Source organism: Pantoea sp. B9002 (assembly GCF_013385945.1).
Classification (GTDB): Bacteria; Pseudomonadota; Gammaproteobacteria; order Enterobacterales; family Enterobacteriaceae; genus Pantoea.
In genome coordinates this window covers 210,952-237,407 of the sequence record NZ_JACAPA010000009.1, presented here as the reverse complement: position 1 = coordinate 237,407, position 26,456 = coordinate 210,952, and the positions used below count along the sequence as shown (strand labels likewise).

At 55.2% G+C, this 26,456-nt stretch carries 23 protein-coding genes; 14 read left to right on the top strand and 9 right to left on the bottom strand.

Features of this window, described 5'->3' with window-relative positions; all coding sequences use genetic code 11:
- Window positions 1-73 precede the first annotated feature (73 nt).
- Window positions 74-1,000 (top strand): 23S rRNA (adenine(1618)-N(6))-methyltransferase RlmF, encoded by a 927-nt coding sequence (gene rlmF / locus HX773_RS06830; RefSeq protein ID WP_176970937.1) that lies wholly within the window; start codon window positions 74-76, stop codon window positions 998-1,000.
- 2 nt (window positions 1,001-1,002) lie between these two features.
- On the opposite strand, the gene ybiO is transcribed toward rlmF, so the two are convergent.
- The 6 genes from ybiO to rhtA form a co-directional block, all read right to left on the bottom strand.
- A complete protein-coding gene (gene ybiO, locus HX773_RS06825) occupies window positions 1,003-3,279 on the bottom strand; it encodes a mechanosensitive channel protein (protein ID WP_176970936.1) in 2,277 nt (758 codons plus the stop codon).
- A 175-nt stretch (window positions 3,280-3,454) separates the two neighbouring features.
- A complete protein-coding gene (gene glnQ / locus HX773_RS06820; protein WP_176970935.1) occupies window positions 3,455-4,177 on the bottom strand; it encodes a glutamine ABC transporter ATP-binding protein GlnQ in 723 nt (240 codons plus the stop codon).
- Window positions 4,174-4,833: a glutamine ABC transporter permease GlnP gene (gene glnP, locus HX773_RS06815; RefSeq protein WP_007887744.1), complete on the bottom strand. Its 660-nt coding sequence runs from the start codon at window positions 4,831-4,833 to the stop codon at window positions 4,174-4,176. Before glnP ends, glnQ begins: the two co-directional genes overlap by 4 nt.
- Before the next feature lie 85 nt (window positions 4,834-4,918).
- Window positions 4,919-5,665 carry a glutamine ABC transporter substrate-binding protein GlnH gene (gene glnH / locus HX773_RS06810; RefSeq protein ID WP_176970934.1) on the bottom strand — a complete coding sequence of 249 codons (747 nt, stop codon included), beginning with the start codon at window positions 5,663-5,665 and terminating at the stop codon, window positions 4,919-4,921.
- Between the two features lie 322 nt (window positions 5,666-5,987).
- A complete protein-coding gene (gene dps / locus HX773_RS06805; RefSeq protein ID WP_036620516.1) occupies window positions 5,988-6,491 on the bottom strand; it encodes a DNA starvation/stationary phase protection protein Dps in 504 nt (167 codons plus the stop codon).
- Between the two features lie 297 nt (window positions 6,492-6,788).
- Window positions 6,789-7,697, bottom strand: a complete 909-nt coding sequence (gene rhtA / locus HX773_RS06800) for a threonine/homoserine exporter RhtA (RefSeq protein ID WP_176970933.1) — start codon at window positions 7,695-7,697, stop codon at window positions 6,789-6,791.
- Window positions 7,698-8,076: 379 nt separating this feature from the next.
- Between rhtA and ompX the strand changes: the two genes are divergently transcribed.
- A complete protein-coding gene (ompX, locus tag HX773_RS06795; RefSeq protein WP_176970932.1) occupies window positions 8,077-8,586 on the top strand; it encodes an outer membrane protein OmpX in 510 nt (169 codons plus the stop codon).
- Window positions 8,587-8,727: 141 nt separating this feature from the next.
- Here ompX and HX773_RS06790 read toward each other — a convergent pair whose 3' ends face one another.
- The gene (locus HX773_RS06790) at window positions 8,728-8,922 is read right to left on the bottom strand and encodes a hypothetical protein (RefSeq protein ID WP_064740691.1); all 195 of its coding nucleotides are present in this window, start codon (window positions 8,920-8,922) and stop codon (window positions 8,728-8,730) included.
- A gap of 201 nt (window positions 8,923-9,123) precedes the next feature.
- Between HX773_RS06790 and mntR the strand changes: the two genes are divergently transcribed.
- The 7 genes from mntR to HX773_RS06755 all read left to right on the top strand — a co-directional run bounded on the left by mntR (window position 9,124) and on the right by HX773_RS06755 (window position 17,654).
- Window positions 9,124-9,582: a manganese-binding transcriptional regulator MntR gene (gene mntR / locus HX773_RS06785; RefSeq protein ID WP_008102536.1), complete on the top strand. Its 459-nt coding sequence runs from the start codon at window positions 9,124-9,126 to the stop codon at window positions 9,580-9,582.
- A 20-nt stretch (window positions 9,583-9,602) separates the two neighbouring features.
- Entirely contained in the window at window positions 9,603-10,712 is a 1,110-nt protein-coding gene (locus HX773_RS06780; RefSeq protein WP_176970931.1) for an SLC13 family permease, read from the top strand.
- A gap of 115 nt (window positions 10,713-10,827) precedes the next feature.
- Entirely contained in the window at window positions 10,828-11,955 is a 1,128-nt protein-coding gene (locus HX773_RS06775) for an HlyD family secretion protein (RefSeq protein WP_176970930.1), read from the top strand.
- Window positions 11,952-13,520, top strand: a complete 1,569-nt coding sequence (locus tag HX773_RS06770; protein WP_176970929.1) for a DHA2 family efflux MFS transporter permease subunit — start codon at window positions 11,952-11,954, stop codon at window positions 13,518-13,520. The genes HX773_RS06775 and HX773_RS06770 overlap by 4 nt, the downstream gene beginning before the upstream one ends.
- Window positions 13,521-13,522: 2 nt before the next feature.
- Window positions 13,523-15,052 carry an efflux transporter outer membrane subunit gene (locus HX773_RS06765; RefSeq protein ID WP_176970928.1) on the top strand — a complete coding sequence of 510 codons (1,530 nt, stop codon included), beginning with the start codon at window positions 13,523-13,525 and terminating at the stop codon, window positions 15,050-15,052.
- Window positions 15,053-15,467: 415 nt separating this feature from the next.
- Window positions 15,468-15,869 (top strand): H-NS family nucleoid-associated regulatory protein, encoded by a 402-nt coding sequence (locus HX773_RS06760; RefSeq protein WP_008102525.1) that lies wholly within the window; start codon window positions 15,468-15,470, stop codon window positions 15,867-15,869.
- Between the two features lie 192 nt (window positions 15,870-16,061).
- Entirely contained in the window at window positions 16,062-17,654 is a 1,593-nt protein-coding gene (locus HX773_RS06755; RefSeq protein WP_176970927.1) for an ABC-F family ATPase, read from the top strand.
- An 82-nt stretch (window positions 17,655-17,736) separates the two neighbouring features.
- Here the strand turns inward: HX773_RS06755 and moeB are convergent, their stop codons facing one another.
- Window positions 17,737-18,489, bottom strand: coding sequence for a molybdopterin-synthase adenylyltransferase MoeB (gene moeB, locus HX773_RS06750; RefSeq protein ID WP_176970926.1), 753 nt, complete (start codon window positions 18,487-18,489; stop codon window positions 17,737-17,739).
- The gene (gene moeA / locus HX773_RS06745) at window positions 18,489-19,724 is read right to left on the bottom strand and encodes a molybdopterin molybdotransferase MoeA (RefSeq protein ID WP_304623161.1); all 1,236 of its coding nucleotides are present in this window, start codon (window positions 19,722-19,724) and stop codon (window positions 18,489-18,491) included. The genes moeB and moeA overlap by 1 nt, the downstream gene beginning before the upstream one ends.
- A gap of 359 nt (window positions 19,725-20,083) precedes the next feature.
- Here moeA and HX773_RS06740 point away from each other — a divergent pair, with 359 nt between their 5' ends.
- From HX773_RS06740 to gsiD, 5 genes are all read left to right on the top strand, one after another.
- Window positions 20,084-21,049 carry an isoaspartyl peptidase/L-asparaginase family protein gene (locus HX773_RS06740; RefSeq protein WP_176970924.1) on the top strand — a complete coding sequence of 322 codons (966 nt, stop codon included), beginning with the start codon at window positions 20,084-20,086 and terminating at the stop codon, window positions 21,047-21,049.
- A 9-nt stretch (window positions 21,050-21,058) separates the two neighbouring features.
- Window positions 21,059-22,915: a glutathione ABC transporter ATP-binding protein GsiA gene (gsiA, locus tag HX773_RS06735; protein ID WP_176970923.1), complete on the top strand. Its 1,857-nt coding sequence runs from the start codon at window positions 21,059-21,061 to the stop codon at window positions 22,913-22,915.
- A 63-nt stretch (window positions 22,916-22,978) separates the two neighbouring features.
- On the top strand, window positions 22,979-24,514 hold the full coding sequence (gsiB, locus tag HX773_RS06730) for a glutathione ABC transporter substrate-binding protein GsiB (RefSeq protein ID WP_176970922.1): 1,536 nt from the start codon (window positions 22,979-22,981) through the stop codon (window positions 24,512-24,514).
- A 49-nt stretch (window positions 24,515-24,563) separates the two neighbouring features.
- The gene (gene gsiC, locus HX773_RS06725) at window positions 24,564-25,484 is read left to right on the top strand and encodes a glutathione ABC transporter permease GsiC (protein ID WP_008102497.1); all 921 of its coding nucleotides are present in this window, start codon (window positions 24,564-24,566) and stop codon (window positions 25,482-25,484) included.
- 10 nt (window positions 25,485-25,494) lie between these two features.
- On the top strand, window positions 25,495-26,400 hold the full coding sequence (gene gsiD, locus HX773_RS06720; protein WP_176970921.1) for a glutathione ABC transporter permease GsiD: 906 nt from the start codon (window positions 25,495-25,497) through the stop codon (window positions 26,398-26,400).
- Window positions 26,401-26,456: the final 56 nt, after the last annotated feature.

Genomic DNA, 26,456 nt, shown 5'->3' with positions numbered 1-26,456 from the left:
GAATTCGATTAAGCGCATTGTGCGATGCCGCTAGCCAGAGTATCTTACGCCCGCGCTATTTTCCGGAGAAACTATGAACAAGCCAGCCGCCACGTCACCTTTCCATCCGCGTAACCGCCATCAAGGCCGTTATGATTTTGCTGCTCTGACCGCAGCCCATCCGCCGCTGGCGGTGAAAGTGCGTCCCAACGGCTACGGCGAGTTGTCGGTGGATTTCGCCGATCCTGAAGCGGTGATGCTGCTGAATCAGGCGCTGCTGAAGCTGTTCTATAACCTCAACTGGCAGCTACCCGCAGGTTATCTGACGCCGCCGGTACCGGGCCGTGCTGATTATGTGCACGCGCTGGCCGATCTGCTGGCGAGTGACAACGGCGGCGTGGTTCCACGCGATCTGGATGTAATGGACATCGGCTGCGGTGCGAACTGCATCTACCCGCTGATTGGTAACGCCGAATATGGCTGGCGCTTCACCGGCACCGATATCACCGCCGAAGCGATCACCGTTGCCGGGCAGATTGTGGCGAGTAATCCGGGCTTGCAGCGCGGCGTGCGTCTGCGTCGGCAAAAAGAGGCCTCGGCGATTTTCGCCGGCGTAGTGCATAAGAATGAACGCTATCACGCGGTGCTGTGCAATCCACCGTTCCACTCGTCTGCGGAAGAGGCGGCCACCGTGGGTCAGCGCAAAACGCGCAACCTTGGCTTGGGCAAAAACGCGCCACTCAATTTTGGTGGTCATCACAACGAATTGTGGTGCGACGGCGGCGAGCGCAAGTTCGTTGGTCAGATGATCGCTGAAAGCGTGGCGCACTCAGACGCCATTATTTGGTTCACCTCGCTGGTCTCGCGCAAAGAGAATTTACCGGCGCTGCGTGACCAGCTGCGCGATCTTGATGCCTACGAAGTGCGCATTATCGAAATGGCGCAAGGGCAGAAGCAGAGCCGCTTTATCGCCTGGACGTTCCAGCCGCCAGCGACACGCGCCAAACGGCTGAAACGCTAACTTCATTGTGCCGGCGGCAACGCCGGTAAGCTGGCAGCGGAGGCAATATCGCTGCCGGTTTGCATCACTTCTACCGTTTGGTGCGGCGCTTTAATGCCGGCCGCATCAAAATGCTTCTTCACCTTATCATCCAGCGCAAAACGTACCGTCCACTGCTTCAGCGGCTGGGTGGTGAATGACACGCGCACGGTAAAGGATTGGTTGGTTAATCCCACTAATCCGGCAAAGCTCGGCTCGCCAATTACCATGCCGCGAATTTCCGGGTTCTCCAGCAGTTCTTTCACCGCTTCCTGCAGCGTTTGGTTAACGCGTTCGGTATCTTCACTGCGATCCACGTCGTAGTTCGCCACGAACGAGCCGATGCCGCGCACAAAGTTGGCGAAGGTGGTGATCGATGACCACGGAATAATGTGATACGCGCCGGTATCCTGACGCACGCCCACCGAGCGAATCGACATGCGCTCCACCGTGCCGGTGATTGGGCCAATCGTGACTAGATCACCGGTGTTCATGCCGTTCTCAAACTGGATAAAGATGCCGGTGATGATGTCCTTCACCAGCGTTTGCGAACCGAACGACACCGCCAGACCGAGCGCACCGGCACCGGCCAGCAGCGGCGCAATATTCACGCCCACTTCCGACAGCAAAATCATAATGGTGATGGTGCTGATCACCACCGCCAGCGCGTTACGGAACAGCGTCAGCAGCGTGCGGGTGCGTGCGCTCGGCATTGGGCGGCCGTGCGAATCCGAGGCGAGGCGACTTTCGATCAGGCTCGCCAGCAGCGTCCAGCCGACTGCCGACAGCAGCACAATCATCACGATACGAATCAGCACATCCACCATTTTTTGGCCGGTACCGAGCGTGAGCCAGTGCCAGAGATCAAACAGATTCCATGCGTTGAGCAGCAGCAACAGCGTGGCAAATACCGTGACCACGCGCGCCAGTTTCAGCAGCGCTTTAACCCAATCGTTAACGCGCTTTTGCAGCTCGGGATAGTTGCGGCGCATATCGGGCGACAGCGTGACGGTTTTGCCAATCCAGCGCGTCAGCATGCCGGAAATCAGCGCGGCGATCACCACAATCGCCAGGCTGCGCACCGTGGCGGACATCATAAACTTCAGGCTGTCGCCGGGATTGAAGATTGAGAACAGGAATAGCGCGATAAAGTAGGCGCTGGCCAGCCAGTGCCACACCATGCCGAAGGCGCGGATGAACAGCGCAAAAAAGCTCATGCTGCGATCGGCGAGACGCGACAGTTCGTGATGGATGTTGCTTTTGTTGCGGAAAATCAGCCACAGGGCCCAGCCGGTCATGATCCCCATAATCAGCATGTTGACCAGCGCCGCCACCTGAATATTCACCTGATTGGAGACAATCGGCACCACCACCAGTAAACCGTAACCGATGATGCCGCTTAGCCAGCTCAGACGCGTGTTCCAGTAGCTGGCGCGCGCATCGGTTAAGTGGAAGAAGCGCAGCGTGGGGAAGCGTGGGCAGAAAATCAGCCGCAGCACCGCTTTAAAGAATTCGATCAGCGCGAAGGCGTTAAGGAAAAGGCCTTGCTGATAGGCGATGGTGCGGTTGTTGTTGTGATAGTTGTCGCTGATGATCTGACCGACAAACAGCGTCAGCGCCAGCAGCACAATATCGAGCACAAAGGCCATCAAGATAGTGGCGGGCAAGTGCAGCCACTTGGTGCGCTCAAGGTTTTGATCGCGTCCCCAGCGGCCCATGCGGCGCCAGACCGGCCACATCAGGCGGCGTGTCAGCCAGTAAAACGCAAACACCGCGGCGGCGAGCGCAGCAAAATATTTCAGCGCGTTGAGGAAGGTTTGCTGGTTAAAGGATTTGTGCGGCGCATTGGTGATGTTGTCATGCAGTTGCACAAACTGCGCGGCCACCGCGCCACCGTATTCACGCGTTACGCTGGTAACGCTCTCCAGTACCGTGGGATCTTCTTCATTGGCCTGCGGCGGTGCCAGCACCGGCGGTTCGTTGCTGGATTGGCTGTTCGCCGCCTGACGTAACTGATCGATCAGCTCCTGACGCGAGGCGTTGTTATCCAGAATATTCGCCAGCGCGGCATAGGCGGCTTTTTTCTCGTCCAGGCTGGGTTCGCCTTCGGCTTTGTTATCTGCTGCCGGGGTTTGTGACTGCTGTGCTGCGACGGCCGCCTGCGGCAGATTAACGGCCTGCGCCGGGGGAATGAGAAACAGAGTGAACAAACTGAAGAGTAACCACACGGCTAAACGCCATGGTGGGCTGGCAGACGACATCGCTTTTCTCCTTTAGCTTCGCGCAGCGGCACAAGAGAGAAGTATAGTCAGTGATGGAAGGTTAGGATTCTGAAAGGAAAATTGTGTTGGATGCGGATAAGAAGAAGGTCGCCATGAATGGCGCGGGGCAGGGTGCGGGTAAGAAGAAGGTCGCCATTAATGGCGACCCTACGGATTAGGAGACGTGTTGCAGGAATTCGCGCAGACGATCGCTTGGCGGGTTGGTGATCAGATCGTCCGGGTTGCCATCTTCTGCAATGGTGCCTTTGTCGATAAAGATCAGACGCGAAGCCACTTTCTGGGCGAAACCGACTTCGTGCGTGACGATGACCATCGTCATGCCTTCTTCCGCCAGATCCTGCATCACTTTCAGTACTTCGTGACGCAGCTCGGGATCCAGCGCTGAGGTTGGCTCATCAAACAGCATCATCTTCGGCTTCACCGCCAGCGCGCGGGCAATCGCCACGCGCTGTTGCTGACCACCGGAAAGCTCAGACGGGAAGTGATGGGCGCGCTCGGCGAGCCCAACCTTACCCAGCAGCTCACGCGCCAGCTTATGCGCTTCCTCTTTCTTCGTGCCACGGACGCGAATCGGGCCAAAGGCGACGTTATCCAGCGCGCTCATCTGTGGGAACAGATGGAACTGCTGGAACACCATGCCCGCTTCCTGACGAATCAGGCGCTCATCCACTTTCGGATCATTAACCTTCATACCATCGACAATCAGCTCGCCGGTCGTGATCTCTTCCAGCTTGTTGATGCAGCGCAGCAGCGTAGATTTACCGGAACCGGACGGCCCGATAATTACCACCACTTCGCCTTGATTAATCTTCAGGTTGATGTCGTGCAGAACCTGAGTCTGGCCGAAATTCTTCGAGACGTTTTTAAATTCAATCACAGAATTTTCATCCTTTTCTCAATACGGCGCAGCACAAAGCTCAACACCAACGTAATAACCAAATAGATAATGGCAACGGCGCTCCAGATCTCCAGCGCGCGGAAGTTACCGGCAATGATCTCCTGACCCTGACGCGTCAGTTCGGCCACGCCAATCACGATGAACAGCGACGTATCTTTGATGCTGACAATCCACTGGTTACCCAGCGGTGGCAGCATACGGCGCAGTGCCAGCGGCATGATCACGTAACGCAGGGTTTCGCGGCGCGACAGACCCAGCGCCAGACCCGCTTCACGGAAGCCTTTGTTGATCGACAGCACCGCACCGCGCGTGATTTCCGCGATGTAGGCACCGGAGTTGATCATGATGGTGACCACCGCCGCGCTGAATGGATCGATACGCAGATCCGGGAAAGCCATCGGCAGGGCGAAGTAGATAAACATCACCTGAACCACGATTGGCGTACCGCGAATCAGCTCGATAAACACTAAGGCGATGTTGTTGGTGATCCAGCCGCCGTAGGCGCGGGCAAAACCGGCGACTAAACCGATAATTAAACCGCCGACCAGGCCGAGGACCGAGATCAGCAGGGTCATTTTGGCACCTTCGATTAAAATCGGCAGGGCAGGCCAAATGACGCTCCAGTCAAACTCCATGGTGTGACTCCAAAATCTGTTGCGTGGAAATGTAAAAAGCAGGGAGTGTTAGGCTCCCTGCTGGAAAAATCGGCTCAAGCCGCAATTATTTTGGTTCAGTACCGAACCATTTTTTATAGATGGTGTTGTAAGTGCCGTTGTCGCGCAGGGTTTTCAGTGCGCCGTTCACTTTTTCACGCAGGTCATCGCTGCCTTTCGGGAACGCGATGCCATATTGCTGCGCTTCAATTGACTCGCCTACCGCTTTGAAGCGGCCTTTACCGGCGGTGTTGATGAAGTACAGGATGTTCGGTGTATCGTGCAGCACGGCGTCAGCACGGTTAGTGCCTAACTCCATGTACGCGTTGTCGATGTTCGGGAACTGACGCAGGTCTTTCGATTTGATGTGCGCTTTAGCGTAATCCACCGAACCGGTGCCGCTCTTCACCGCCACCACTTTGCCGTTCAGATCGTCGATGCTCTTAACGTTTTTTTCATTCTCGCGCACCATCACCAGCAGGCCGCTTTTGTAGTAGCCGTCAGAGAACTCGATGGCTTTCTTACGTTCTTCGGTAATGGTGATACCCGCCAGCGCCAGGTCAATGTTTTTGGTTTGCAGGGCAGGAATGATGCCGCTGAAATCCATTGGCTTGAAGGCGTAATCGAGTTTCAGTTCTTTCGCGATGGCATCCCACAGATCGATATCAAAACCGACGTATTTATCGCCTTGTTTGAACTCGAAGGGAACGAATGCGGTGTCAGTCGCGACGATCAGTTTTTTGTCTGCTGCGGTGGAGGAAAGCGAGAAGGCCAGCGCCAGCGCGGCCACGGAGACTTTAATCAATGACTTCATCATTTTTTTCCTTATTACCCCTCAGGCCTGGTGGCCCGATGTACGGCCTATCATATGAAAAAATTATGCCAACTTTTCATTTTGCTCGAAATCAGTAGTTTTAAGCACTTGCTGACACGATTTTGCGCAGAAGAAAAGTTTTGCACCTTATTGGTGCTTCATTTTGGTGCATGGTGCTGTTGTGGTGCAGGCACAGTGTGCACCAAGGGCGGGGAGAGCGAAAGAAGGGATTAAGGAATTGTTAACGACGTCAAAAAAAGCACCACAATGTTACAGACGTAAAAAAAGGCGGGATAACCCGCCTTCGTTATAACACTGAAATTTATTCAATATTCGATTCGATAAACCACAGGAATTTATCCAGATCGCGCGATGCCGCAGTGAAGATATCAGCAGTGTCTTCATCGCTCACTTCAGTAATGGCTTTACGCGTGTCATTCGCCACAATCGCATAACGATCGGCCAGCGCTTTCAGATGATCCTGCACACTATGAATGTTCAACGGATAGCTTTTCAGTGGTGTTTTATCGTTGACGATCTGAGTGGTACCCAGCGCCACGCCGCCTAGCTGAACTACGCGTTCAGCGATAGTGTCCTGGTGATCGGTAATGGCGGTACGGAAACCATCCAGCATCTCATGTACGCCAATAAAGTTGGCGCCACGCATGTTCCAGTGCGCCTGCTTGGTGATCAGCGACAGGTCAATAAACTCCACTACCAGACGGTTGAGCACCTCGATGGTCGCTTTTTTATCGCTGTCAGCGACATCATTACGGGTGTAAATCAGATCAGACGATTTAGTTTTAACCAGTTTTGCGGTACTCATCATTAATGTCCTCTTATTGATGGTTGTCCTAATCAAGCACGGAAATAAGTATAGCAGCAGTTTTTTAATCTGCAGGATTGATTAAATCAATGACAGGAATAGATAAACCTTAATATTGCTCAGGGTTTGTGCGATTTAACAATTAGTTGAGGTAAAACAGAGGGTTGTGATTTGTGTTAATTATTTATTAATCGTGTTGCAAAATAATAACGGAAAAATCTTAATGCCGCGTTAAACATGATAATGAGAATGTTTCTGTATTTAGCCTGCCAGGCAGCAGGCTAAATAGTTGAATATTTATTGCGGATGCGTAATGTCCACTTCGCTTATTTTTGCGCTTTTTTGTTTCATGGTGAGCGTTGAACCTGCCGAGGCGATGATGATCGCCAGCAGCGCAATCCACTGCTGCAGCGTCAATAGCTCGCCAAGGAACAGCATGCCTGATAACGCCGCCATCGCCGGTTCCAGACTCATTAAGGTGCCGAAAATGCGCGCCGGCAGTCGTGTCAGCGCCATCATCTCTAAAGAATAGGGAATGGCGCTGGAGAGCAGGGCGATCAACAGCGCCAGCGGCAGCACTTCCCAATGCCAGATGCCCGGCGCGGCAAAGGTCAGGCCGAGCGGCACAAAAATTACCGAGGCAATCAGCGAACCCATCGCCACCGTCGCCGGACCATGCTCCGCGCCGGCACGTTGACCTGCAAGGATATAGACCGCCCAGCAGGCACCCGCACCTACCGCCAGCAGCGCGCCGAGCGGATCGATATGACCCATCCCTTCACCGATTGGCAACAGGAACCACAAACCCGCTACCGCCAGCAGGACCCAAAGAAAATCGAGCGGACGACGCGCGCCGATCAATGCCAATGTCAGCGGACCCAGAAACTCCAGTCCAACGGCAACGCCCAGCGGCACAGTGCGAATGGCTAAATAGAAGAGATAGTTCATGCAGCCGAGCGCTAAGCCGTACATCAGCAGCGGCTTGCGCTGCTCGCGCGTAAAGCGCAAACGCCAGGGTTTAAAGATGATGCAGAGAATCAGGGTGCCAAGACCAAGACGCAGCGCGGTGATGCCGGTGGCGCCAACGGTGGAAAACATCGATTTAGCCAGAGAAGCGCCGCCTTGTAGCGAGAGCATGGCAATCAGCAGCACGGCAATAGGGAACAACACCGGGGCCATATTTTTGGTCGTATGAGGCGCAGACATCCTGTAATCCATTCCTTTTATTTATTAACAACAGAGCAACAAGCGCTCAGTGTAATGGAATCGCAGGCAAATAAGGAGACGCGAATCGGGGAAATAAAAAGCGCTGACAGGTCAGAATTTGGCCATTTTTAGTGCCATTTCCGTAAAGAAACGTCAGGTTAGTTTAGGAATTTACTTAAAGGCATTTTTTGTGATCGGAATTTATGTTGCAGGAATATGATGCTTTTTATAAGTAAAATGAATGACATAGGAAACTTCATTAACTTTCTGTTACACCAAACAATCTGTTAGACAACAAAATGCGGGCAGAGTTTCTTGCTGTTTTTTGTTATATTTACAGCGTTGTCAGGAGAGAAGTATATTCACATTTGAGGTGGTTATGAAAAAAATTGCATGTCTTTCAGCATTGGCTTGTGTACTTGCAGTTTCTGCAGGTTCTGCCATGGCACAAAGCACCGTTACCGGTGGTTACGCTCAGAGCGATTATCAAGGCGTTGCTAACAAAGCAAACGGCTTCAACCTGAAATATCGTTACGAAGACGGTACCAACCCACTGGGTTGGATCGGTTCTTTCACTTACACCGAGAAAGATCGTACTGATGCTGGCGTTTATAACAAAGGCCAATACTACGGTGTGACCGGTGGTCCAGCTTACCGTCTGAACGACTGGGCGAGCATCTACGGTGTTGTAGGTGTTGGCTACGGTAAATTCCAGTCAACCGCTCCAGAGCGCCAGAAAGCTGATACCAGCGACTACGGTTTCTCTTACGGTGCAGGCATGCAGTTCAACCCAATCGAAAACATCGCTGTTGATGTGGGTTATGAGCAGAGCCGTATCCGCAACGTTGACGTTGGCACCTGGATTGCTGGCGTAGGTTACAGCTTCTAAGTTCTTGCTTAGACCAGTTGCACAATAAACGGTCCTTCGGGGCCGTTTTTTTATGGGCGCGATTAACGATTTACCTGCCGCCAGAAACACAAAGCCCGCTACATGAGCGGGCTTTATTGGAATTTGTATGCGTCGGAAACGTTAGCCGCGCCAGATCAGTTTTGGGCACGGACGTTCAACCAGCTGTTTGCCGGTGAGCTTTTCAATCAGCATCAAACGCAGCGCAAACGGCGAGCGGGTAAACAGGCACAGCAGCGATTTCAGCTCAAAAGCCGGTTTGCTCTGTTCAGCCTGGAAACATTTGCCACAGTCGAGGCAGTTTTTCATGGTAGTCATGTTCACCTCCCGAGTGAATGACGATATTTCTTTGTAGCCTTTATAAGCTATTCGCTTAGATTATCAACAAAGATAGCACTGGCTATACTCTTTAGCCAACACTATTTAGGAAAAATTTGTGCTTATTTGTGCCTGGTTTACAATGGGCGCAGCCAGCCCGCACCGCAGGTAAAGTGCGGCAGATAATAAAGAGGAAGTTAGATGAGTCGTCGTGCAAAAATCGCCACCAACATGCCCCAGGGCCCGCTAAAAGAGATAGAGGAGCATGTCGAAGGATTTCGTCAGGTGCGCGAGGCGCATCGTCGTGAGCTGATCGATGACTACGTAGAATTAATCTCTGATTTGATTCGTGAATTTGGCGAAGCGCGTCAGGTGGATATGGCTGCACGTTTGGGCGTTTCCCAGCCGACCGTGGCCAAAATGTTAAAGCGTCTTGGCACCACCGGCTTAGTCGAGCAAGTGCCGTATCGCGGCGTGTTCCTCACCGCCGAAGGTGAGAAGCTGGCTGAAGCGAGCCGCGTTCGTCACCATATTGTTGAAACCTTCCTGTTGGCGCTGGGTGTTAGCCCGGAAACCGCGCGCCGTGATTCAGAAGGCCTGGAGCATCACGTCAGTGATGAAACCCTAGCCGTATTCCAGAAATTCTACGAGAGTCGCTAACTAAAAGGCCTTCCGCCATCATGCCCATTCTGCTTCGTTCCTTAATGCGCGATCGTATTTTGCATTTGTTGTTGCTGTTGGGTGTGATCATGTTGCCGCTGGCGAATTTCCGCTGGTCGCAGCTGCCCGCCGCTGTGGACTGGCACACCATCATGACGCTCACCGGCTTACTGATGCTGACCAAAGGGCTGGAAAACAGCGGCTATTTTGATGTGCTCGGCGCACGCCTGATTCAACGCTTCCAGCATGAACGCGCCCTCGCGCTGTTCATGGTTTGCGCCGCCGCGCTGCTCTCTACTTTTCTCACCAACGATGTTGCGCTGTTTATTCTGGTGCCGCTCACGCTGACGCTGCGGAAATTCTCGCGCCTGCCCATTTCCCGCCTGATCATTTTCGAAGCGCTGGCAGTGAATGCGGGTTCCTTACTGACGCCGGTTGGTAATCCGCAAAACATTCTGTTGTGGAGTCACGGCACGCTCAGCGTGCCCGGCTTCATTGCGCAGATGGCGCCGCTGGCGGCATTTCTGCTGCTTTCGCTGATGGCGTTAACCTGGTGGAGCTTCCCGGCGCGCGCGATTCAAAAGCATGAGCAGAGTGAAACGCAGGCGTGGCACAAGCCGTTGTTCCTGGTCAGCGTGCTGCTGTATATGGTGTTTATCGTCGCGCTTGAGCTAAAAATGACCGGCTGGGCGCTGCTGTTGGTGGCGGCCTGTTTCCTGATCATGGCGCGCAGCGTGTTGATCAGCATCGACTGGAGTTTGCTGCTGGTGTTCGTGGCGATGTTTATCGACGTGTTCCTGTTGATGCATTTGTCCTGGCTGCAGCCGCATTTTGCCGCTATTGGTCAGCTAGGCGAGGGCGGACTCTATTTGCTGGCGATTGGCTTATCGCAGATCATCAGCAACGTTCCCGCCACCATTCTGCTTTTGCAGAAAGTGCCACCGTCCGAGGTGCTGGCGTGGGCGGTGAATATTGGCGGATTTGGCTTATTGCCGGGTTCGCTCGCCAACCTGATTGCCTTGCGCATGGCGCAGGACGCGCGCGTTTGGTGGCGTTTCCACTTGTTTTCCATCCCGATGCTGGCCTGGTCGATGCTGGGCGGATGGCTGCTGTTACACCTTATACGTTAGCGCGAGGCCAATGTCGGCTTATGTAAAGTTGCATTGGCATTTGTCAATTTCCCATCTAAGGTTATGTTGACCGTTTTTGCCCGAGAATCGGGACAACCGCCTACGATGAAAAATTATGGAAAACCAGAATCAACCGTCTGAACGCGATCAGCAGGATCCGCAAAAAACCGCCAATACCCATCAAGATAACAACGAACCAGAACGTAAACGTCCCGGAAAGAAGCCACTGATTTTTCTCGCCATTGTGGTGGTGATCATGATCGTGGTGGGACTATGGTTCTGGCTCACCACGCGCAATATCGAAAGCACGGATGATGCCTTTACCGAAGGCAATGCGGTGACCATCGCGCCGAAAGCGGCCGGATATGTGGTCAAGCTGCTGGTGCGTGATAACCAGCGCGTGAAGCAGGGCGATTTGCTGGTGGAGATCGATGCGCGCGACAGTGAAGCGCAGCGCGATCAGGCCAAAGCCCAGCTTGGTCTGGCACAAGCGCAGCTGCATCAGGCGCAGGCGCAGTTAGCCTTGTCCCGCGTGCAGTATCCGGCACAGCGCGATCAAGCTCTCGCCGATCAGGCCAAAGCGCAGGCCAATTTGCTCAACGCCCAGGCCGATTATCGTCGCCAGCGCGGCGTTGATCCGCGTGCCACGTCACAGCGCAATATTGATACCGCCGCCGCGCAGCTGCGTTCCGCTGAAGCGCAACTGCAAAGCGCTAAGGCGCAGGTTGAAGTGGCTTCTCAGGTGAAGCTGCAAATCCGCCAGCAGGAAACCAATGTGGAAGCGCGTGAGCAGCAGGTTGAGCAGGCGCAGGCGCAGCTCAACACTGCCGAATTGAATCTCTCTTATACCCAGGTTCGCGCGCCTTACGATGGCTTTGTCACCAAGCGTAACGTGCAACTCGGCACGCTGGTGCAGGCTGGCAGCGCGCTGTTCTCGCTGGTTTCACCTGAAATCTGGATCAACGCCAACTTCAAAGAGTCGCAGCTGGCGCGCATGAAGCCGGGTAATAAAGTGGAAATCAGCGTCGATGCCTGGCCGGACATGAAGCTGGAAGGGCATGTGGATAGCGTGCAGATGGGATCCGGTTCCCGCTTCTCCACCTTCCCGGCGGAAAACGCCACCGGCAACTACGTGAAAATCGTGCAGCGCGTGCCGGTGAAAATCGTTATCGATAAAGGATTGGATCCCAATCATCCGCTGCCGCTGGGCTTGTCGGTTGAGCCGAAGGTCACAGTGGAATGAGTGCGAGCGAAAGCTGGCGTCCCGCCAGCAATCCGTGGCTGGTCGCCATTACGGTGACGCTGGCGGTGTTTATGGAGATCCTCGACACCACCATCGTCAACGTCGCGCTACCACACATTGCCGGTTCGCTCTCCTCCAGCTACGACGAATCGACCTGGGTTTTAACCTCTTATCTGGTGGCGAACGGCATTGTGTTGCCAATCTCGGCGTTCTTCAGCCGTTTGTTTGGCCGCAAGCAGTTCTTCCTGATCTGCATCGTAATGTTCACCATCTGCTCCTTCCTGTGCGGCATCGCGACGGAGCTGTGGCAGATCATTCTGTTCCGCATCCTGCAGGGCTTTTTTGGTGGCGGATTGCAGCCGGTACAGCAATCGGTGCTGCTCGATTACTTCAAAGCGGAAGATCGCGGCAAAGCCTTTGGCCTGTCGTCGATTGCGATTATCGTCGCGCCGGTGATTGGTCCGACGCTCGGCGGCTGGATCACCGACAACTACAGCTGGCGCTGGGTGTTTTTCATTAATATTCCGGTTGGCATTTTAACGGTGATGGCGATTTATCAGCTGCTGGAAGATCCGCCGTGGGAGCGCAAGTGGGATAAAGGCCGCCTGAAGATCGACTACATCGGCATCAGCCTGATCACGCTGGGACTTGGCTGTTTGCAGGTGTTCCTCGATCGTGGCGAAGATGAAGATTGGTTTGCCTCGCACTTTATTCGCCTGTTCGCCATGCTAGCGGTGATCGGCATTATCGGCGCCATCTATTGGCTGCTGTATGCACGTAAACCGGTGGTCGATCTTACTGTAATGAAAGATCGTAACTTCTGGGTGGCGGGCTTGCTGATGGCGGGCATGGCGATGATTTTGTACGGCAGTTCGGTGGTGCTTCCCCAGCTGGCGCAGCAGGATCTTGGCTACACCGCAACCTGGTCGGGGCTGGTGCTATCGCCTGGCGCGATATTGATTGTGCTGACGATACCCATCGTGCTGAAGCTGATGCCAATAGTGCAAACGCGCTACATCATCGCCTTCGGCTTCACCTGCCTTGCCAGCGCGTTCTTCTATTCCACCCGGCTTACGCCCAACGTCGATTTCACCACGCTGGTATTAATGCGCAGTGCGCAGTCGATCGGCCTTGGCTTCCTGTTTGTGCCGCTGACCACCATTGCGTTCATCACCGTGCCGCAGCGATTAAATGCCGATGCCTCGGCGCTGTTCACCATGTTCCGTAACGTTGCGGGCTCTATCGGGATTTCGCTGTCTACGGCGGGCATTACCGAACGCATGCAGACGCGATCGGCCACCATGGTGCACAACATGTCGCCGCTCAATGAGCCTTACAATCTCACGCTGCAACACTGGGCGGATTCGATCCGCAATTTCACCAGCGCAGTGGGCGATCCGCTGGTGCTGGCGAGCGGGCAGCTCTATCAGGAGATGATCGCGCAGGCACGTATTCTGGCGTACATCGACGTCTTTATGGGCCTGAGTATCGTGGCTCTGCTTTTGATTCCATTTTGTTGGTTGCTTTCGCCGATTAAGAGCGAAGGCGGTGCAGGAGCACATTAAAAATGAATAAGTTTTCGCGCTCTACGCCGTCACTGACGTTGCTGGCGCTGTCACTGATGCTGGCCGGATGCGCCGTAGGACCTGATTATCAGCCGCCGCAGGCGCACACGCCGGGCGGCTACCACGATTTACCTTCACAGGAAGCGTCTAAGCCGCTCGCGGCAGCGACCAATCCGCTGTGGTGGAAAAGCTTTAACGATCCGCAGCTCGATAGCCTGATTGAGCGCGCCATTGCCGGCAACTTAACGCTGCAACAATCGGTGCTGCGCATTGCCGGGGCGCGTGAGCAACTGGCGCAGGCGCGCGGTGGGTTATTCCCGTCGCTTAACGGTTCGGCAAAAGTCACCCGTCAGCAGCTCGGTTTAAAAGGTTTGCTCAAATCCAACGGCGTTTATGACCAGGTGGATAGCGATGTCGCCAGTCAGCTGAATGGTTTAGACCATTCCGTCACCCTGTATCAGGGCAGCTTCGACGCCAGCTGGGAGCTGGATCTGTGGGGCAAAGTACGGCGCCAGATGGAGGCCGCGGACGCACAGCAGCAGGCGGCCATCGAGCAACGCAACGATGCGCTGGTCTCGCTGGAAGCCGAAGTGGCGCGCGCCTATCTGCAATTGCGCGGTTCGCAGGCGGTGCTGGCGACCTTGCAGCAGCAGATTGAAGTCGCGCAGCAAACCTGGGAATTGACAAAAAGTCAGCAGCAAAACGGCTTAGCGCCGACCACGGATGTGGAAAATGCCCGCGCGCAGTTAGCCTCGCTGAATGCGCAGCTGCCGCAATACCAGGCGCAGCAGTTGCAGGCGATGAACGGTTTGGCGGTGCTGCTGGGTAAAACACCGGGCGCGCTGGATAACGAACTGATGAGCAAAAAACCGCTGCCTGATTTGCCGAAATTGGTGCCGGTGGGCATTCCGTCCACGCTGGCGCGGCGACGCCCGGATATTCGTCAGGCCGAAGCCACGCTGCATGCGCAGACCGCTAATATTGGCGTATCAGTTGCCGATCTGTTCCCCAGCTTGTCGCTCACCGGACAATTGGGCGTGCGAAATACCGATGCCAGCTATCTGGATGACTGGAGCAGCCACTTCTTCAGCGTCGGGCCGTCACTGTCGATTCCAATTTTTCAGGGCGGCCGTTTAGTCTCCAGCGTAAAACTGGCGCGCGCGCAGCAAGCCAGCGCGGCGCTCGATTATCGGCAAACGGTATTAACTGCGCTGCAGGATGTGGAGAACGCGCTGGTCAGTTATCGCGCCGATCAGCAGCAGGTTATTGCTCTGGATGAAACCACCGGCGCACTGCAACGCGCATTTGATTTGGCCAGCGACAGTTATCGTCAGGGTATTTCCACCTTCCTTGATGTATTAGATGCGCAGCGACAACTGGCGCAAGCTAAAGCGCAATCGACGCAGGCGCGCATGCAAAGTGCACTCGATTTAGTGGCGTTATATAAAGCGCTGGGCGGTGGCTGGGAACCTTATCAAAACGTCAATTTGCCAGACTATTCTGTGTTTGGTCCCGCGACGGAAGTGCATTAATTTCCCTTAGCAGCCGGTTAACCGCCGGCTTTTTTATCGGCACGATAAGAAAAAATGAGATTCTTCTCTCATCTTCAGCAATATAATAATCCGCGATGAAAACAGGTTTTCCGTTACACCATTAATCCTTGCTTACCTTTATGCTCACTAATGCTGCAGCACGCAATAGTCGCTAAATGATTGTTTAATACCTGAGAATATTGGTCTGAAATCGATTCCAGTTGCGACATATGGAACAACTTAGGTTGTTAATTCAGGGTTAATTAAAGCAACCTTTGCCGTTTTAAAACGCAATGTAAGAAATAGGTAAGCAAGTTCAGATTAATCCGGGCAATAAAATTAATTTATTTTTTTATTTGAATTAGGTAATCTTGCCACTACAGTTTATTTAACCCCCTTAAGCAAGGACATTGTGATGAGTGACGCATTTAAAGTTCTGAACAACATTCGCACATTACGTGCGCAGGCTCGTGAACTGCCATTGACCGATCTGGAAGAAATTCTGGAAAAATTAACTGTTGTTGTGACTGAACGTCGTGACGAAGTAAACGCTGAAGAAGCGCAGAACCGCGAAAAAGAAGAGAAGCTGTCTAAATATCGCGAAATGCTGCTGGCTGACGGTATTGACCCGAACGAATTACTGGGTGCTCTGGAAGTTGGTAAAAAACGCGCTAAGCGTGCACCACGTCCAGCAAAATATTCTTACACCGACGAAAACGGTGAAGTAAAATCATGGACCGGTCAGGGCCGTACGCCAGCTGCGATTAAAAAAGCGCTGGATTCAGGTAAAAGCCTCGACACTTTCCTGATCAAATAATCCGCACAATCCTTGTAAGTGGGAGCCGGGGGCAAATGCCCCCGGCTTTTTTGTTGTTTTTATTTCTTCATGAGCAACAACACCTTTAGCCCAACGTAACGTCTGCCTCTGGCGCAGAGGTGGCGTCCGGGTGCCCGCTTCTGGCATAATGCCCGCTGTTTTTTCCTCCACTGCGTAACAAAGGTCAATGCCGTGTTAGTTTCCAGCAATATCACCATGCAGTTCGGCAGTAAGCCGCTGTTCGAAAATATCTCCGTTAAATTTGGCGGCGGTAATCGTTACGGTTTAATCGGTGCGAACGGCAGCGGTAAATCTACCTTTATGAAAATACTGGGTGGCGATTTGGCGCCAACGGGTGGAAATGTTTCCCTCGACCCAAATGAGCGTATCGGTAAGTTACGTCAGGACCAATTTGCCTTTGAGCAATATAGTGTGCTGGACACCGTGATCATGGGCCACAATGAATTGTGGGCAGTGAAGCAAGAGCGTGACCGTATATATGCATTGCCAGAAATGAGCGAAGAGGAAGGCTATAAAGTGGCCGACCTTGAAGTCGAATACGGCGAGATGGACGGTTACAGTTCGGAATCACGTGCCGGTGAATTATTACTGGGCGTTGGCATTCCGGTGGAGCAGCATTACGGTCCGATGAGCGAAATTGCGCCGGGCTGGAAATTGCGTGTCCTTTTAGCGCAGGCATTATTTGCCAATCCTGATATTTTGTTGCTCGATGAACCGACCAACAACCTGGATATCGATACCATTCGTTGGTTGGAGCAAGTGCTCAACGAGCGTAACAGCACCATGATCATCATTTCGCATGACCGTCACTTCCTGAATATGGTGTGTACGCATATGGCGGATCTGGATTACGGCGAACTGCGCGTTTATCCGGGTAATTATGACGAATATATGACCGCGGCTACCCAGTCACGCGAACGTTTATTATCGGATAACGCCAAGAAGAAAGCGCAAATTGCCGATCTGCAATCGTTCGTTAGCCGTTTTAGCGCCAACGCCTCTAAATCACGTCAGGCGACTTCGCGAGCTAAGCAGATTGATAAAATTAAGCTGGAAGAAGTTAAAGCCTCCAGCCGTCAAAACCCGTTTATCCGTTTTGATCAGGATAAGAAGCTGTTCCGTAATGCGCTGGAAGTTGAAGCGCTGACCAAAGGTTTTGATAACGGTCCGCTGTTTAATAAACTCAACCTGATGTTAGAAGTCGGCGAGAAATTGGCGATTCTCGGTGCCAACGGTATCGGTAAAACCACGCTGCTGAAAACGCTGGTCGGTGAACATACGCCGGATAGCGGCACGGTGAAATGGTCTGAGAATGCGCGCATTGGTTATTACGGCCAGGATCACGCGGAAGACTTCGCTGACGATCTGACAGTTTTCGACTGGATGAGCCAGTGGAAGCAGGAAGGTGATGACGAACAGGCGGTACGCAGTATTCTCGGTCGTCTGCTGTTTGGTCACGACGAGATCAACAAGCCCGCTAAGGTGCTGTCCGGTGGTGAGAAGGGCCGCATGCTGTTTGGCAAGCTGATGATGCAGAAGCCGAACATTCTGATCATGGATGAACCGACTAACCACCTTGATATGGAATCGATCGAGTCGCTCAACATGGCGCTGGAGATGTACGAAGGCACCCTGATTTTCGTCTCGCACGACCGTGAGTTTGTGAGCTCGCTGGCCACCCGCGTGATGGAGATGAAAGCCGATCGTATTGTCGACTTCACCGGTAACTATGAAGATTACCTGCGCAGCCAGGGTATTGTTTAATTGTGAAAAACCAGGTGCGCATGAATGCGCACCCTACGAATACCCGCGCCGCACATCTGTAGGGTCGCCATTTATGGCGACCTTATTTACCACACACCTCACAATGCGCGTCCTGCGCCACCTTCATGCTGCGGAACTCCGCGCTCATCGCGTCGTACATCAACAAGCGCGCGCTAGCGGGTTGACCGAAAGCCGTCAGCACTTTTAAGGTTTCCATCGCCTGCATTGCACCAACCACGCCAACCAGCGGCGCCATCACGCCGGCTTCCACGCAACTTAATACCTGATCGCCAAACAAACGGCTGATGCAGCGATAACACGGCTCGCCGGGCTGCCAGGTAAACACGCTAAGCTGGCCTTCCATGCGAATCGCTGCGCCGGAAATCAGCGGCACCTTGTGCTGAAAACAGAGGCGATTGATCTGCTCGCGGGTATCGACGTTATCGGTGCAATCCACCACCGCATCGTGGCGCGCAATTAACGCGCTGAGCTGCGCGTCATCCAGCTGCGCATCAATCGGCTCCAGCTGACAATGCGGATTAATCGCCGCCAGCTGTTGCTGCGCCGACGTGACTTTCGCTACGCCAATTTTCGCATCGCTGTGCAGGATCTGGCGCTGCAGATTGCTGAGGCTAACGCTATCGAAATCGAGCAACGTGAGATGTCCCACACCCGCTGATGCCAGATAGGGCGCTGCCGCACAGCCGAGTCCGCCGAGGCCGATCACCAACACGCGTGCCGCTTTCAGCTTCTCCTGACCATCAAAATCAAAACCGCGCAGAACGATCTGGCGGTTATAGCGCAGCATCTCTTCATCGCTCAACTCAACGCTCATTAGCCCTCCAGCAGGCTGTTAAAGGCTTCGATCTCCACCCATTCGCCGGGTTCGACATCGCCGCGATCGCGCTCCAGCACCACAAAGCAGTTGGCCAGCGCGAACGAGCTGAACACATGCGAACCTTGTGCACCGGTGCTGCGCACTTCCAGCACGCCATCGTCACCGCGGCTGAGAATCGCACGTTGGAAGTCGAGACGACCCGGCGATTTCTTCAAACGCTGGATGGCGCGCGCGCGTTGGCGCAGCGGCATGATGCGCGTGGTTTGCCCGGTTAAGGTGGCCAGCAGCGGCTGGACTAATTGATAGAAGGTCACCGCCGCAGAAACCGGATTGCCCGGTAAACCGCAGAACCAGCTATTTGCCAGGCGACCAAAGGCAAAAGGCTTGCCCGGCTTGATTGCCAGTTTCCAGAAGGTGATAGCGCCTAACTCTTCCAGCATCGCGCGGGTGAAATCGGCTTCGCCAACCGACACGCCGCCGGTGCTGATCACCACATCGGCCTGGCGATCGGCTTCGGTAAAGGCGGTACGCAGCGCCGCCTGATCGTCGGCAATCACGCCCAAATCGATCACTTCGCAGCCCAGCTTGTTAAGCATTAACGCCACGGTAAAGCGGTTAGTATCGTAAATCTGACCTTCCGCCAGCGGCTGACCGACCGCCTGCAGTTCATCGCCGGTGGAGAAGATCGCCACACGCAGTTTGCGCAGCACGCTGACTTCAGCAATCCCCAGCGACGCCAGCAGCGGCAGCTCGGCCGCACCGAGGCGCACACCGGCGTCCAGCACCTGTTTGCCCGCCTGAATGTCTTCGCCGATGCGACGAATATTTTGCGCGGCCTGCACCGGCGCGGTAATCACAATGCCGCCGTCGCGCTGTTCGGTTTGCTCCTGCATCACCACGGCATCACAACCGGCGGGAATCGGCGCGCCGGTCATGATGCGGATTACGCTGCCCGCAGGCCACGCACCGTTAAACGGCGCACCGGCGAATGCTTTACCGGCCACCGGGAACACGCGATCGGGCGCGATATCGGCCAGACGCAGCGCGTAACCGTCCATCGCCGAGTTATCAAACGAGGGCACATCGAGCGGCGAGTTAATCGGCTTGGCGGTGATACGCCCGGCGGCTTCAAACAGCGAGACGTTGAGCGAATCGCTAATCGGCGTCAGCTGTTGCAGCATCTTTTGCTGCGCGTCTTCGAGGGAGATTAATCCTGCGGTAAAAGGTTCCATGTCCATCTCTGCCTGGTTAATTTCAGATGCGGTCTATTATGGGTAATGCGTGGCCGTTAAGCGAGAGTGCACTTTCCTCAATCACTGCACATTTCGTAGCGGCGCAATTTATTGCGCGATAAATCGCGCCGCTACGAAATGTGCGAACGGTAAAAATGGTTTTCATGTTTCACAGGTGCGTATCAGCTAAGCACATCACAATCAAAAAAGCATAATCCACAATAAAAGGTTATGACCGTGCAGGCAGTTTCTGCTTTACAAGATGAGGGTGCCTTTCTATAGTCGAAAATTGCCAAAAAAAGATGAAAACCATTCTAAATCAGTGTTTTTGGTTCTGATTCCTTAACAGGGTACCGGTTATGGCTAAAGCAGTTATCGCAATTCACGGCGGTGCGGGCGCGATTACGCGTGCGGCAATGAGCGCCGAAAAAGAGCAGCACTATCGTCAGCAACTCACCGCAATCGTTACCGCAGGCCAGCAAATTCTCGCCGCAGGTGGCAGCGCTTTAGATGCCGTTACCGAAGCGGTACGCCTGCTGGAAGAGTGTCCGCTGTTCAACGCAGGCAAGGGCGCGGTGTTCACCCATCAGGGCACGCATGAACTCGATGCCAGCATTATGGATGGCCGCACGCTGGACGTCGGCGCGGTCGCGGGCGTCAGCCACATCCGCAATCCGATTCTGGCGGCGCGTAAGGTGCTGGAAAACAGCCCGCACGTGTTGTTTATCGGTGCGGGCGCAGAAGCCTTTGCCGCTGAGCAAGGCTTAGCGCCGGTTGAGGCGGATTTCTTCTCCACGCCGGAGCGCTGGGAACAGCTGCAACGCGCGCTGCACAGCCAGCAGATGGTGCTGGATCACGACGGCGAAGCAAACAGTCACAGCGACGATCCGCTGGACCCGGATCGCAAATTCGGCACTGTCGGTGCGGTCGCGCTCGATCTTCAGGGTAATCTGGCGGCCGCCACCTCAACCGGCGGCATGACCAACAAACAGGCCGGCCGCGTCGGGGATTCGCCGTTGGTCGGCGCGGGCTGCTACGCCAGCAACGACAGCGTAGCGGTCTCCTGCACCGGCACCGGCGAAGTGTTTATCCGTACGCTCGCCGCTTACGACGTGGCGGCGCAGATGCACTACGCCGGACGCTCGCTGCAACAGGCCACCGCCAACGTCATCCACGACAAAGTGCAGGAGCTGGAAGGCAGCGGCGGGCTGATTGCCATTGACGCCGCAGGCAATGTGGCGCTGCCGTTTAACAGCGAAGGCATGTATCGCGGATTCGCCTACGTGGATGGCGATGTTGAGGTAGCGATTTACCGCGACAGCTAAGGAGCAGGCATGACGGACCAACAGCTGCAGTTTGCGCCGGAGCAGGTTCTGGCGGTGCGCGATCTTAACGTGCGCTTTGAGCATGAAGGTCGCATTACCGAAGCGGTACGCAACCTGTCGCTCGACCTGCATCGCGGTGAAACCCTGGCGCTGGTGGGCGAATCGGGCTCGGGTAAATCCGTCACCTCGCTGGCGCTGATGCGTCTGATTCAGCAGGCCGGCGGCGAAGTGAGCGGAGAAATCCAGCTGCGGCGCCGCAATGGCGAGGTGCTGGATGTGATGCGCGCGTCGAACGGTCAGATGCGCAAAGTGCGCGGCGCCGATATGGCGATGATTTTTCAGGAGCCGATGACCTCGCTCAACCCGGTGTTTACCGTTGGCGAGCAGATTGCGGAATCCATCCGTCTGCATCAGGGCAAAAGTCATCAGCAGGCGCTGGCGGAAGCACGGCGCATGCTCGATCTGGTGCGTATTCCCGAAGCGCAAAATGTGTTATCGCGCTATCCGCATCAACTGTCAGGCGGCATGCGCCAGCGCGTGATGATTGCCATGGCGCTTTCGTGCAAACCGGCGCTGCTGATTGCCGATGAACCCACCACCGCACTCGACGTCACCATTCAGGCGCAAATCCTGCAATTGATCCGCGTGCTGCAAAAAGAGATGCAGATGGGGGTGATTTTTATCACCCACGATATGGGCGTAGTGGCGGAGATGGCCGATCGCGTGCAGGTGATGTATCGCGGCGATGTGGTAGAACGCGCGCCGGTGCAGCAACTGTTTGCCGATCCGCAACAGCCTTATACCCGCGCGTTGCTGGCGGCGGTGCCCAAACTGGGGGCGATGCACGGCCAGCCGCTACCGGCTAAATTTCCCTTATTACACAGCAACGGACGTGAAGAGCAGGCCGCGCCCCAGGACACGGTGCGTTACGATCGACCACCGATTTTGCAGGTGCGCGATTTAGTCACGCGCTTTGATATTCGCGGCGGCTTGCTCAATCGCGTTAAACGCCGCGTGCACGCGGTGGAGAAAGTCAGTTTCGATCTCCATGCCGGTGAAACGCTGGCGCTGGTGGGGGAATCCGGCTGCGGAAAATCCACCACCGGACGCTCGCTGCTGCGGCTGGTAGCCAGCCAGGGCGGCACCATCACCTTTGACGGCCAGCGCATCGATGCGCTGCAGGGCAATGCGCTGGCGTCGCTGCGTCGCGATATCCAGTTTATCTTCCAGGATCCTTACGCCTCGCTCGATCCACGTTTGACCGTGGGTTTCTCGATCATGGAACCGCTGCTGGTGCACAAAACTCTGGATCGCCGTCAGGCGGAGAAGCGCGTTGCCTGGCTGCTGGAACGCGTCGGCCTGCTGCCGGAACATGCGCAGCGTTATCCGCATGAATTTTCCGGCGGCCAGCGCCAGCGCATCTGCATTGCGCGCGCGCTGGCGCTCAATCCCAAAGTGGTGATCGCCGATGAATCGGTGTCGGCGCTGGACGTGTCGATTCAGGCGCAAATCATCAACCTGATGCTCGATTTGCAGCGTGAATTTGGTATCGCCTTCTTATTTATCTCGCACGATATGGCGGTGGTGGAACGCATCAGCCATCGCGTGGCGGTGATGTATCTCGGACAAATTGTGGAGATGGGGCCGCGTCAGGCGGTATTTGAGCAGCCGCGCCATCCCTACACCAAAAAACTGATGGCCGCAGTGCCGGTGGCCGATCCGGCCCATCGGCATCGTGAGCGGGCGCTGATGGTGGATGAGATCCCCAGCCCGATTCGCCCGCTGGGCGATGAGCCGGAAGTGGCGCCTTTACTGGAAGTGGCACCGGGCCATTTTGTCGCCCGGCACGCGATTAGCGGCGCCTGAGCAGCAAACAACCGCACATCTTTGGATGTCGCGCATGACAGGGATTACAGGAGAACGATAACGATGCACCATATTATGCGAAAAGGGGTTATCACTGCCGGTTTGTTGAGTTCGGCGCTGGCGCTGCCCGCGTGGGCGGCGAAAGATGCGGTGATTGCGGTGGCCTCGACCTTTACCACGCTCGATCCGTATGACGCTAACGATACGCTGTCGCAGGCGGTGGCGAAGTCCTTCTATCAGGGCTTGTTCGGCTTCGATAAAGACATGAAGCTGACCAACGTGCTGGCGGAAAGTTACCAGGCGAGCAGCGACGGCCTGACGTACACCATCAAGCTGCGCTCCGGCGTGAAATTCCAGGATGGCACCGACTTCAATGCCGAAGCGGTGAAGGTGAACCTCGATCGCGCCAGCAATCCGGATAACCATCTCAAGCGCTATAACCTGTTCAAATATATCGCCACCACCGAAGTGGTCGATCCGGGCACGGTGAAGATCACCCTGAAGCAGCCGTTCTCGGCCTTCATCAACAACCTCGCGCACCCGGCGGCGGTGATGATTTCGCCGACCGCGCTGAAGAAGTATGGCAAGGATATCGGCTTCCATCCGGTGGGAACCGGCCCGTTTGCCTTTGATACCTGGAACCAGACCGACTTTGTGAAAGTGAAGAAGTGGGATGGCTACTGGAAAAAAGGCTATCCGAAGCTGGATAGCATTATCTGGCGTCCGGTGGTGGATAACAACACCCGCGCGGCGATGCTGCAAACGGGCGAAGCGAGCTTTGCTTTCCCGGTGCCGTTCGAGCAGGCCAAACTGCTGGAAGGCAACAGCAAGCTCGATGTAGTCACCACGCCGTCGATCATGCAGCGTTACATCAGCCTGAACGTGACGCAAAAGCCGTTTGATAACCCGAAAGTGCGTGAAGCGCTGGAGTATGCCATCAATCGTCAGGCGCTGGCGAAAGTCGCCTTTGCCGGTTACGCCACGCCAGCCACCGGCATCGTGCCGCCGAGCATCGACTTTGCGCAGAGTTATCCGGCGATCAAATACGATCCGGCCAAAGCGCGCGAACTGCTGAAAGAAGCGGGCTTCCCGAACGGTTTCGAAACCACCTTGTGGTCGTCGCATAACCACAGCACCGCGCAGAAAGTGCTGCAGTTTACCCAGCAGCAGCTGGCGCAGGTGGGCGTGAAGGTGAAAGTGACGGCGATGGATGCTGGTCAGCGTGCGGCTGAAGTGGAGAGCAAAGGGCAGAAAGAGAGCGGTGTGCGCATGTTCTACACCGGCTGGTCAGCCTCGACCGGTGAAGCTGATTGGGCGCTGACGCCGCTGTTCGCCACCACCTCATGGCCGCCAGCGATCTTCAACACCGCCTTCTACAGCAATCCGCAGGTGGATAAAGATCTCGCCGATGCGCTGAAAACCACCGATCGCGATCAGAAAGCCAAGCTGTACAAAGACGCGCAGGATCGCATCTGGAACGACCATCCGTGGATCCCGCTGGTGGTGGAACAACTGCTGTCAGCCAACAATAAAAACCTCAGCGGTTTTTATGTCATGCCCGATACCTCATTCAATTTTGATGAGGCCGATCTGAAGTAACAGACGCGGCCAGCCTTAGCGGGTTGGCCGATGCTGCGCAGGACTTCGCATGCTCAACTATTTTCTCAAACGATTATTGGGACTGATTCCCACGCTGCTGATTGTGGCGGTGCTGGTGTTCCTGTTCGTCCATTTGCTGCCGGGCGATCCGGCGCGCCTGATTGCCGGCCCGGAAGCGGATGCCTCGGTGGTGGCGCTGGTGCGTCAGGATCTCGGTCTTGATCAGCCGCTGATCAAGCAGTTCTGGCACTTTATGATTAATGCGGTGCAGGGCGATTTCGGCCATTCGCTGGTCTCGAAACGTCCGGTGATTGATGAAATTGCCGCGCGCTTTTTCCCCACGCTGTGGCTAACACTCAGCAGCATGGTGTGGGCGGTGATTTTCGGTATGGCGATTGGCATCACCTCGGCGGTGTGGCGCAATCGCTGGCCGGATCGCATCGGCATGACGCTGGCGGTGTCGGGCATCTCGTTCCCGGCGTTTGCGCTCGGCATGCTGCTGATGCAGGTCTTTTCCGTCGAGCTCGGCTGGTTGCCGACCGTTGGCGCGGATAGCTGGAAACACTACATTTTGCCATCGGTCACCTTGGGTGCCGCGGTGGCGGCGGTGATGGCGCGTTTCACCCGCGCGTCGTTCGTGGAGGTGATGCAGGAAGATTACATGCGCACCGCGCGCGCCAAAGGGGTGCGCGAATCGTTGGTGGTGGTGAAACACGGCCTGCGTAACGCGATGATCCCGGTGGTCACCATGATGGGCCTGCAGTTTGGTTTCCTGCTCGGCGGCTCGATTGTGGTGGAAGTGGTGTTCAACTGGCCAGGCTTAGGCCGCTTGCTGGTGGATTCGGTGGAGATGCGCGATTACCCGGTGATTCAGGCCGAAGTGCTGCTGTTCTCGCTGGAATTCATCCTGATTAACCTGATTGTCGATGTGCTGTACGCGGCAATCAACCCGGCAATTCGCTACAAGTAAGGAGTTGCAATTGAAGAACTGGCGACGAGCCGCGGCATTGAAAACCATGCCGACTATCACGGAAAACCGGGTACGCACGCCGTGGCGCGAATTCTGGCGGCGCTTTCGCCGTCAGCATGTGGCGCTGCTGGCCGGACTGTTTGTGCTGCTGCTGATTGCGGTGGCGTTTATCGCGCCGCTGATTGCGCCATTTGATGCGGAAAACTATTTCGATTACGACCGGCTAAACGAAGGGCCGTCGCTGATGCACTGGTTTGGCGTTGACTCGCTGGGGCGCGATATCTTCAGCCGTGTGCTGGTGGGCACGCGCATCTCGCTGATTGCCGGTTTCTTCTCGGTGGCGATTGGCGCGCTGATCGGCACGGTTTTAGGTCTGCTGGCGGGCTATTACGAAGGCTGGTGGGATCGCATCACCATGCGTATCTGCGATGTGCTGTTTGCTTTCCCCGGCATTCTGCTGGCGATTGCGGTGGTGGCGATTATGGGCAGCGGCATGAGCAACGTGATTGTCGCGGTGGCGATCTTCAGCATTCCGGCATTTGCCCGTTTGGTGCGCGGCAATACGCTGGTGCTGAAACATCAAACCTATATTGAGTCGGCACGCAGTATTGGTGCGTCGGACTGGACCATTATTATGCGTCACATCCTGCCCGGCACGGTGTCGTCGATTGTGGTCTATTTCACCATGCGTATTGGTACCTCGATTATCACGGCGGCGAGTTTGTCCTTTCTTGGCTTGGGCGCGCAGCCGCCAACGCCGGAGTGGGGCGCGATGCTCAATGAAGCGCGCGCCGATATGGTAATTGCGCCGCATGTCGCCATCTTCCCGAGCCTGGCGATTTTCCTCACCGTGCTGGCGTTTAACCTGTTGGGCGATGGTTTGCGTGATGCGCTGGATCCGAAATTGAAGACCTGATGCTGGTCCGGTCGCCATAAATGGCGACCCTACAAAAACGCGCTCTCGATCATTCG

Bases quoted from the DNA above. Each gene is read 5' to 3' on its own strand.
- ompX (WP_176970932.1), top strand. From the start codon at position 8,077: ATGAAAAAAATTGCATGTCTTTCAGCATTGGCTTGTGTACTTGCAGTT.
- gsiB (WP_176970922.1), top strand. From the start codon at position 22,979: ATGCACCATATTATGCGAAAAGGGGTTATCACTGCCGGTTTGTTGAGT.
- dps (WP_036620516.1), bottom strand. From the start codon at position 6,491: ATGAGTACCGCAAAACTGGTTAAAACTAAATCGTCTGATCTGATTTAC.
- HX773_RS06770 (WP_176970929.1), top strand. From the start codon at position 11,952: ATGAGTGCGAGCGAAAGCTGGCGTCCCGCCAGCAATCCGTGGCTGGTC.
- HX773_RS06760 (WP_008102525.1), top strand. From the start codon at position 15,468: ATGAGTGACGCATTTAAAGTTCTGAACAACATTCGCACATTACGTGCG.
- HX773_RS06780 (WP_176970931.1), top strand. From the start codon at position 9,603: ATGCCCATTCTGCTTCGTTCCTTAATGCGCGATCGTATTTTGCATTTG.
- HX773_RS06740 (WP_176970924.1), top strand. From the start codon at position 20,084: ATGGCTAAAGCAGTTATCGCAATTCACGGCGGTGCGGGCGCGATTACG.
- rlmF (WP_176970937.1), top strand. From the start codon at position 74: ATGAACAAGCCAGCCGCCACGTCACCTTTCCATCCGCGTAACCGCCAT.
- gsiA (WP_176970923.1), top strand. From the start codon at position 21,059: ATGACGGACCAACAGCTGCAGTTTGCGCCGGAGCAGGTTCTGGCGGTG.
- glnH (WP_176970934.1), bottom strand. From the start codon at position 5,665: ATGAAGTCATTGATTAAAGTCTCCGTGGCCGCGCTGGCGCTGGCCTTC.
- glnP (WP_007887744.1), bottom strand. From the start codon at position 4,833: ATGGAGTTTGACTGGAGCGTCATTTGGCCTGCCCTGCCGATTTTAATC.
- HX773_RS06775 (WP_176970930.1), top strand. From the start codon at position 10,828: ATGGAAAACCAGAATCAACCGTCTGAACGCGATCAGCAGGATCCGCAA.
- moeB (WP_176970926.1), bottom strand. From the start codon at position 18,489: ATGAGCGTTGAGTTGAGCGATGAAGAGATGCTGCGCTATAACCGCCAG.
- moeA (WP_304623161.1), bottom strand. From the start codon at position 19,724: ATGGAACCTTTTACCGCAGGATTAATCTCCCTCGAAGACGCGCAGCAA.
- gsiC (WP_008102497.1), top strand. From the start codon at position 24,564: ATGCTCAACTATTTTCTCAAACGATTATTGGGACTGATTCCCACGCTG.
- ybiO (WP_176970936.1), bottom strand. From the start codon at position 3,279: ATGTCGTCTGCCAGCCCACCATGGCGTTTAGCCGTGTGGTTACTCTTC.
- HX773_RS06790 (WP_064740691.1), bottom strand. From the start codon at position 8,922: ATGACTACCATGAAAAACTGCCTCGACTGTGGCAAATGTTTCCAGGCT.
- mntR (WP_008102536.1), top strand. From the start codon at position 9,124: ATGAGTCGTCGTGCAAAAATCGCCACCAACATGCCCCAGGGCCCGCTA.
- HX773_RS06765 (WP_176970928.1), top strand. From the start codon at position 13,523: ATGAATAAGTTTTCGCGCTCTACGCCGTCACTGACGTTGCTGGCGCTG.
- rhtA (WP_176970933.1), bottom strand. From the start codon at position 7,697: ATGTCTGCGCCTCATACGACCAAAAATATGGCCCCGGTGTTGTTCCCT.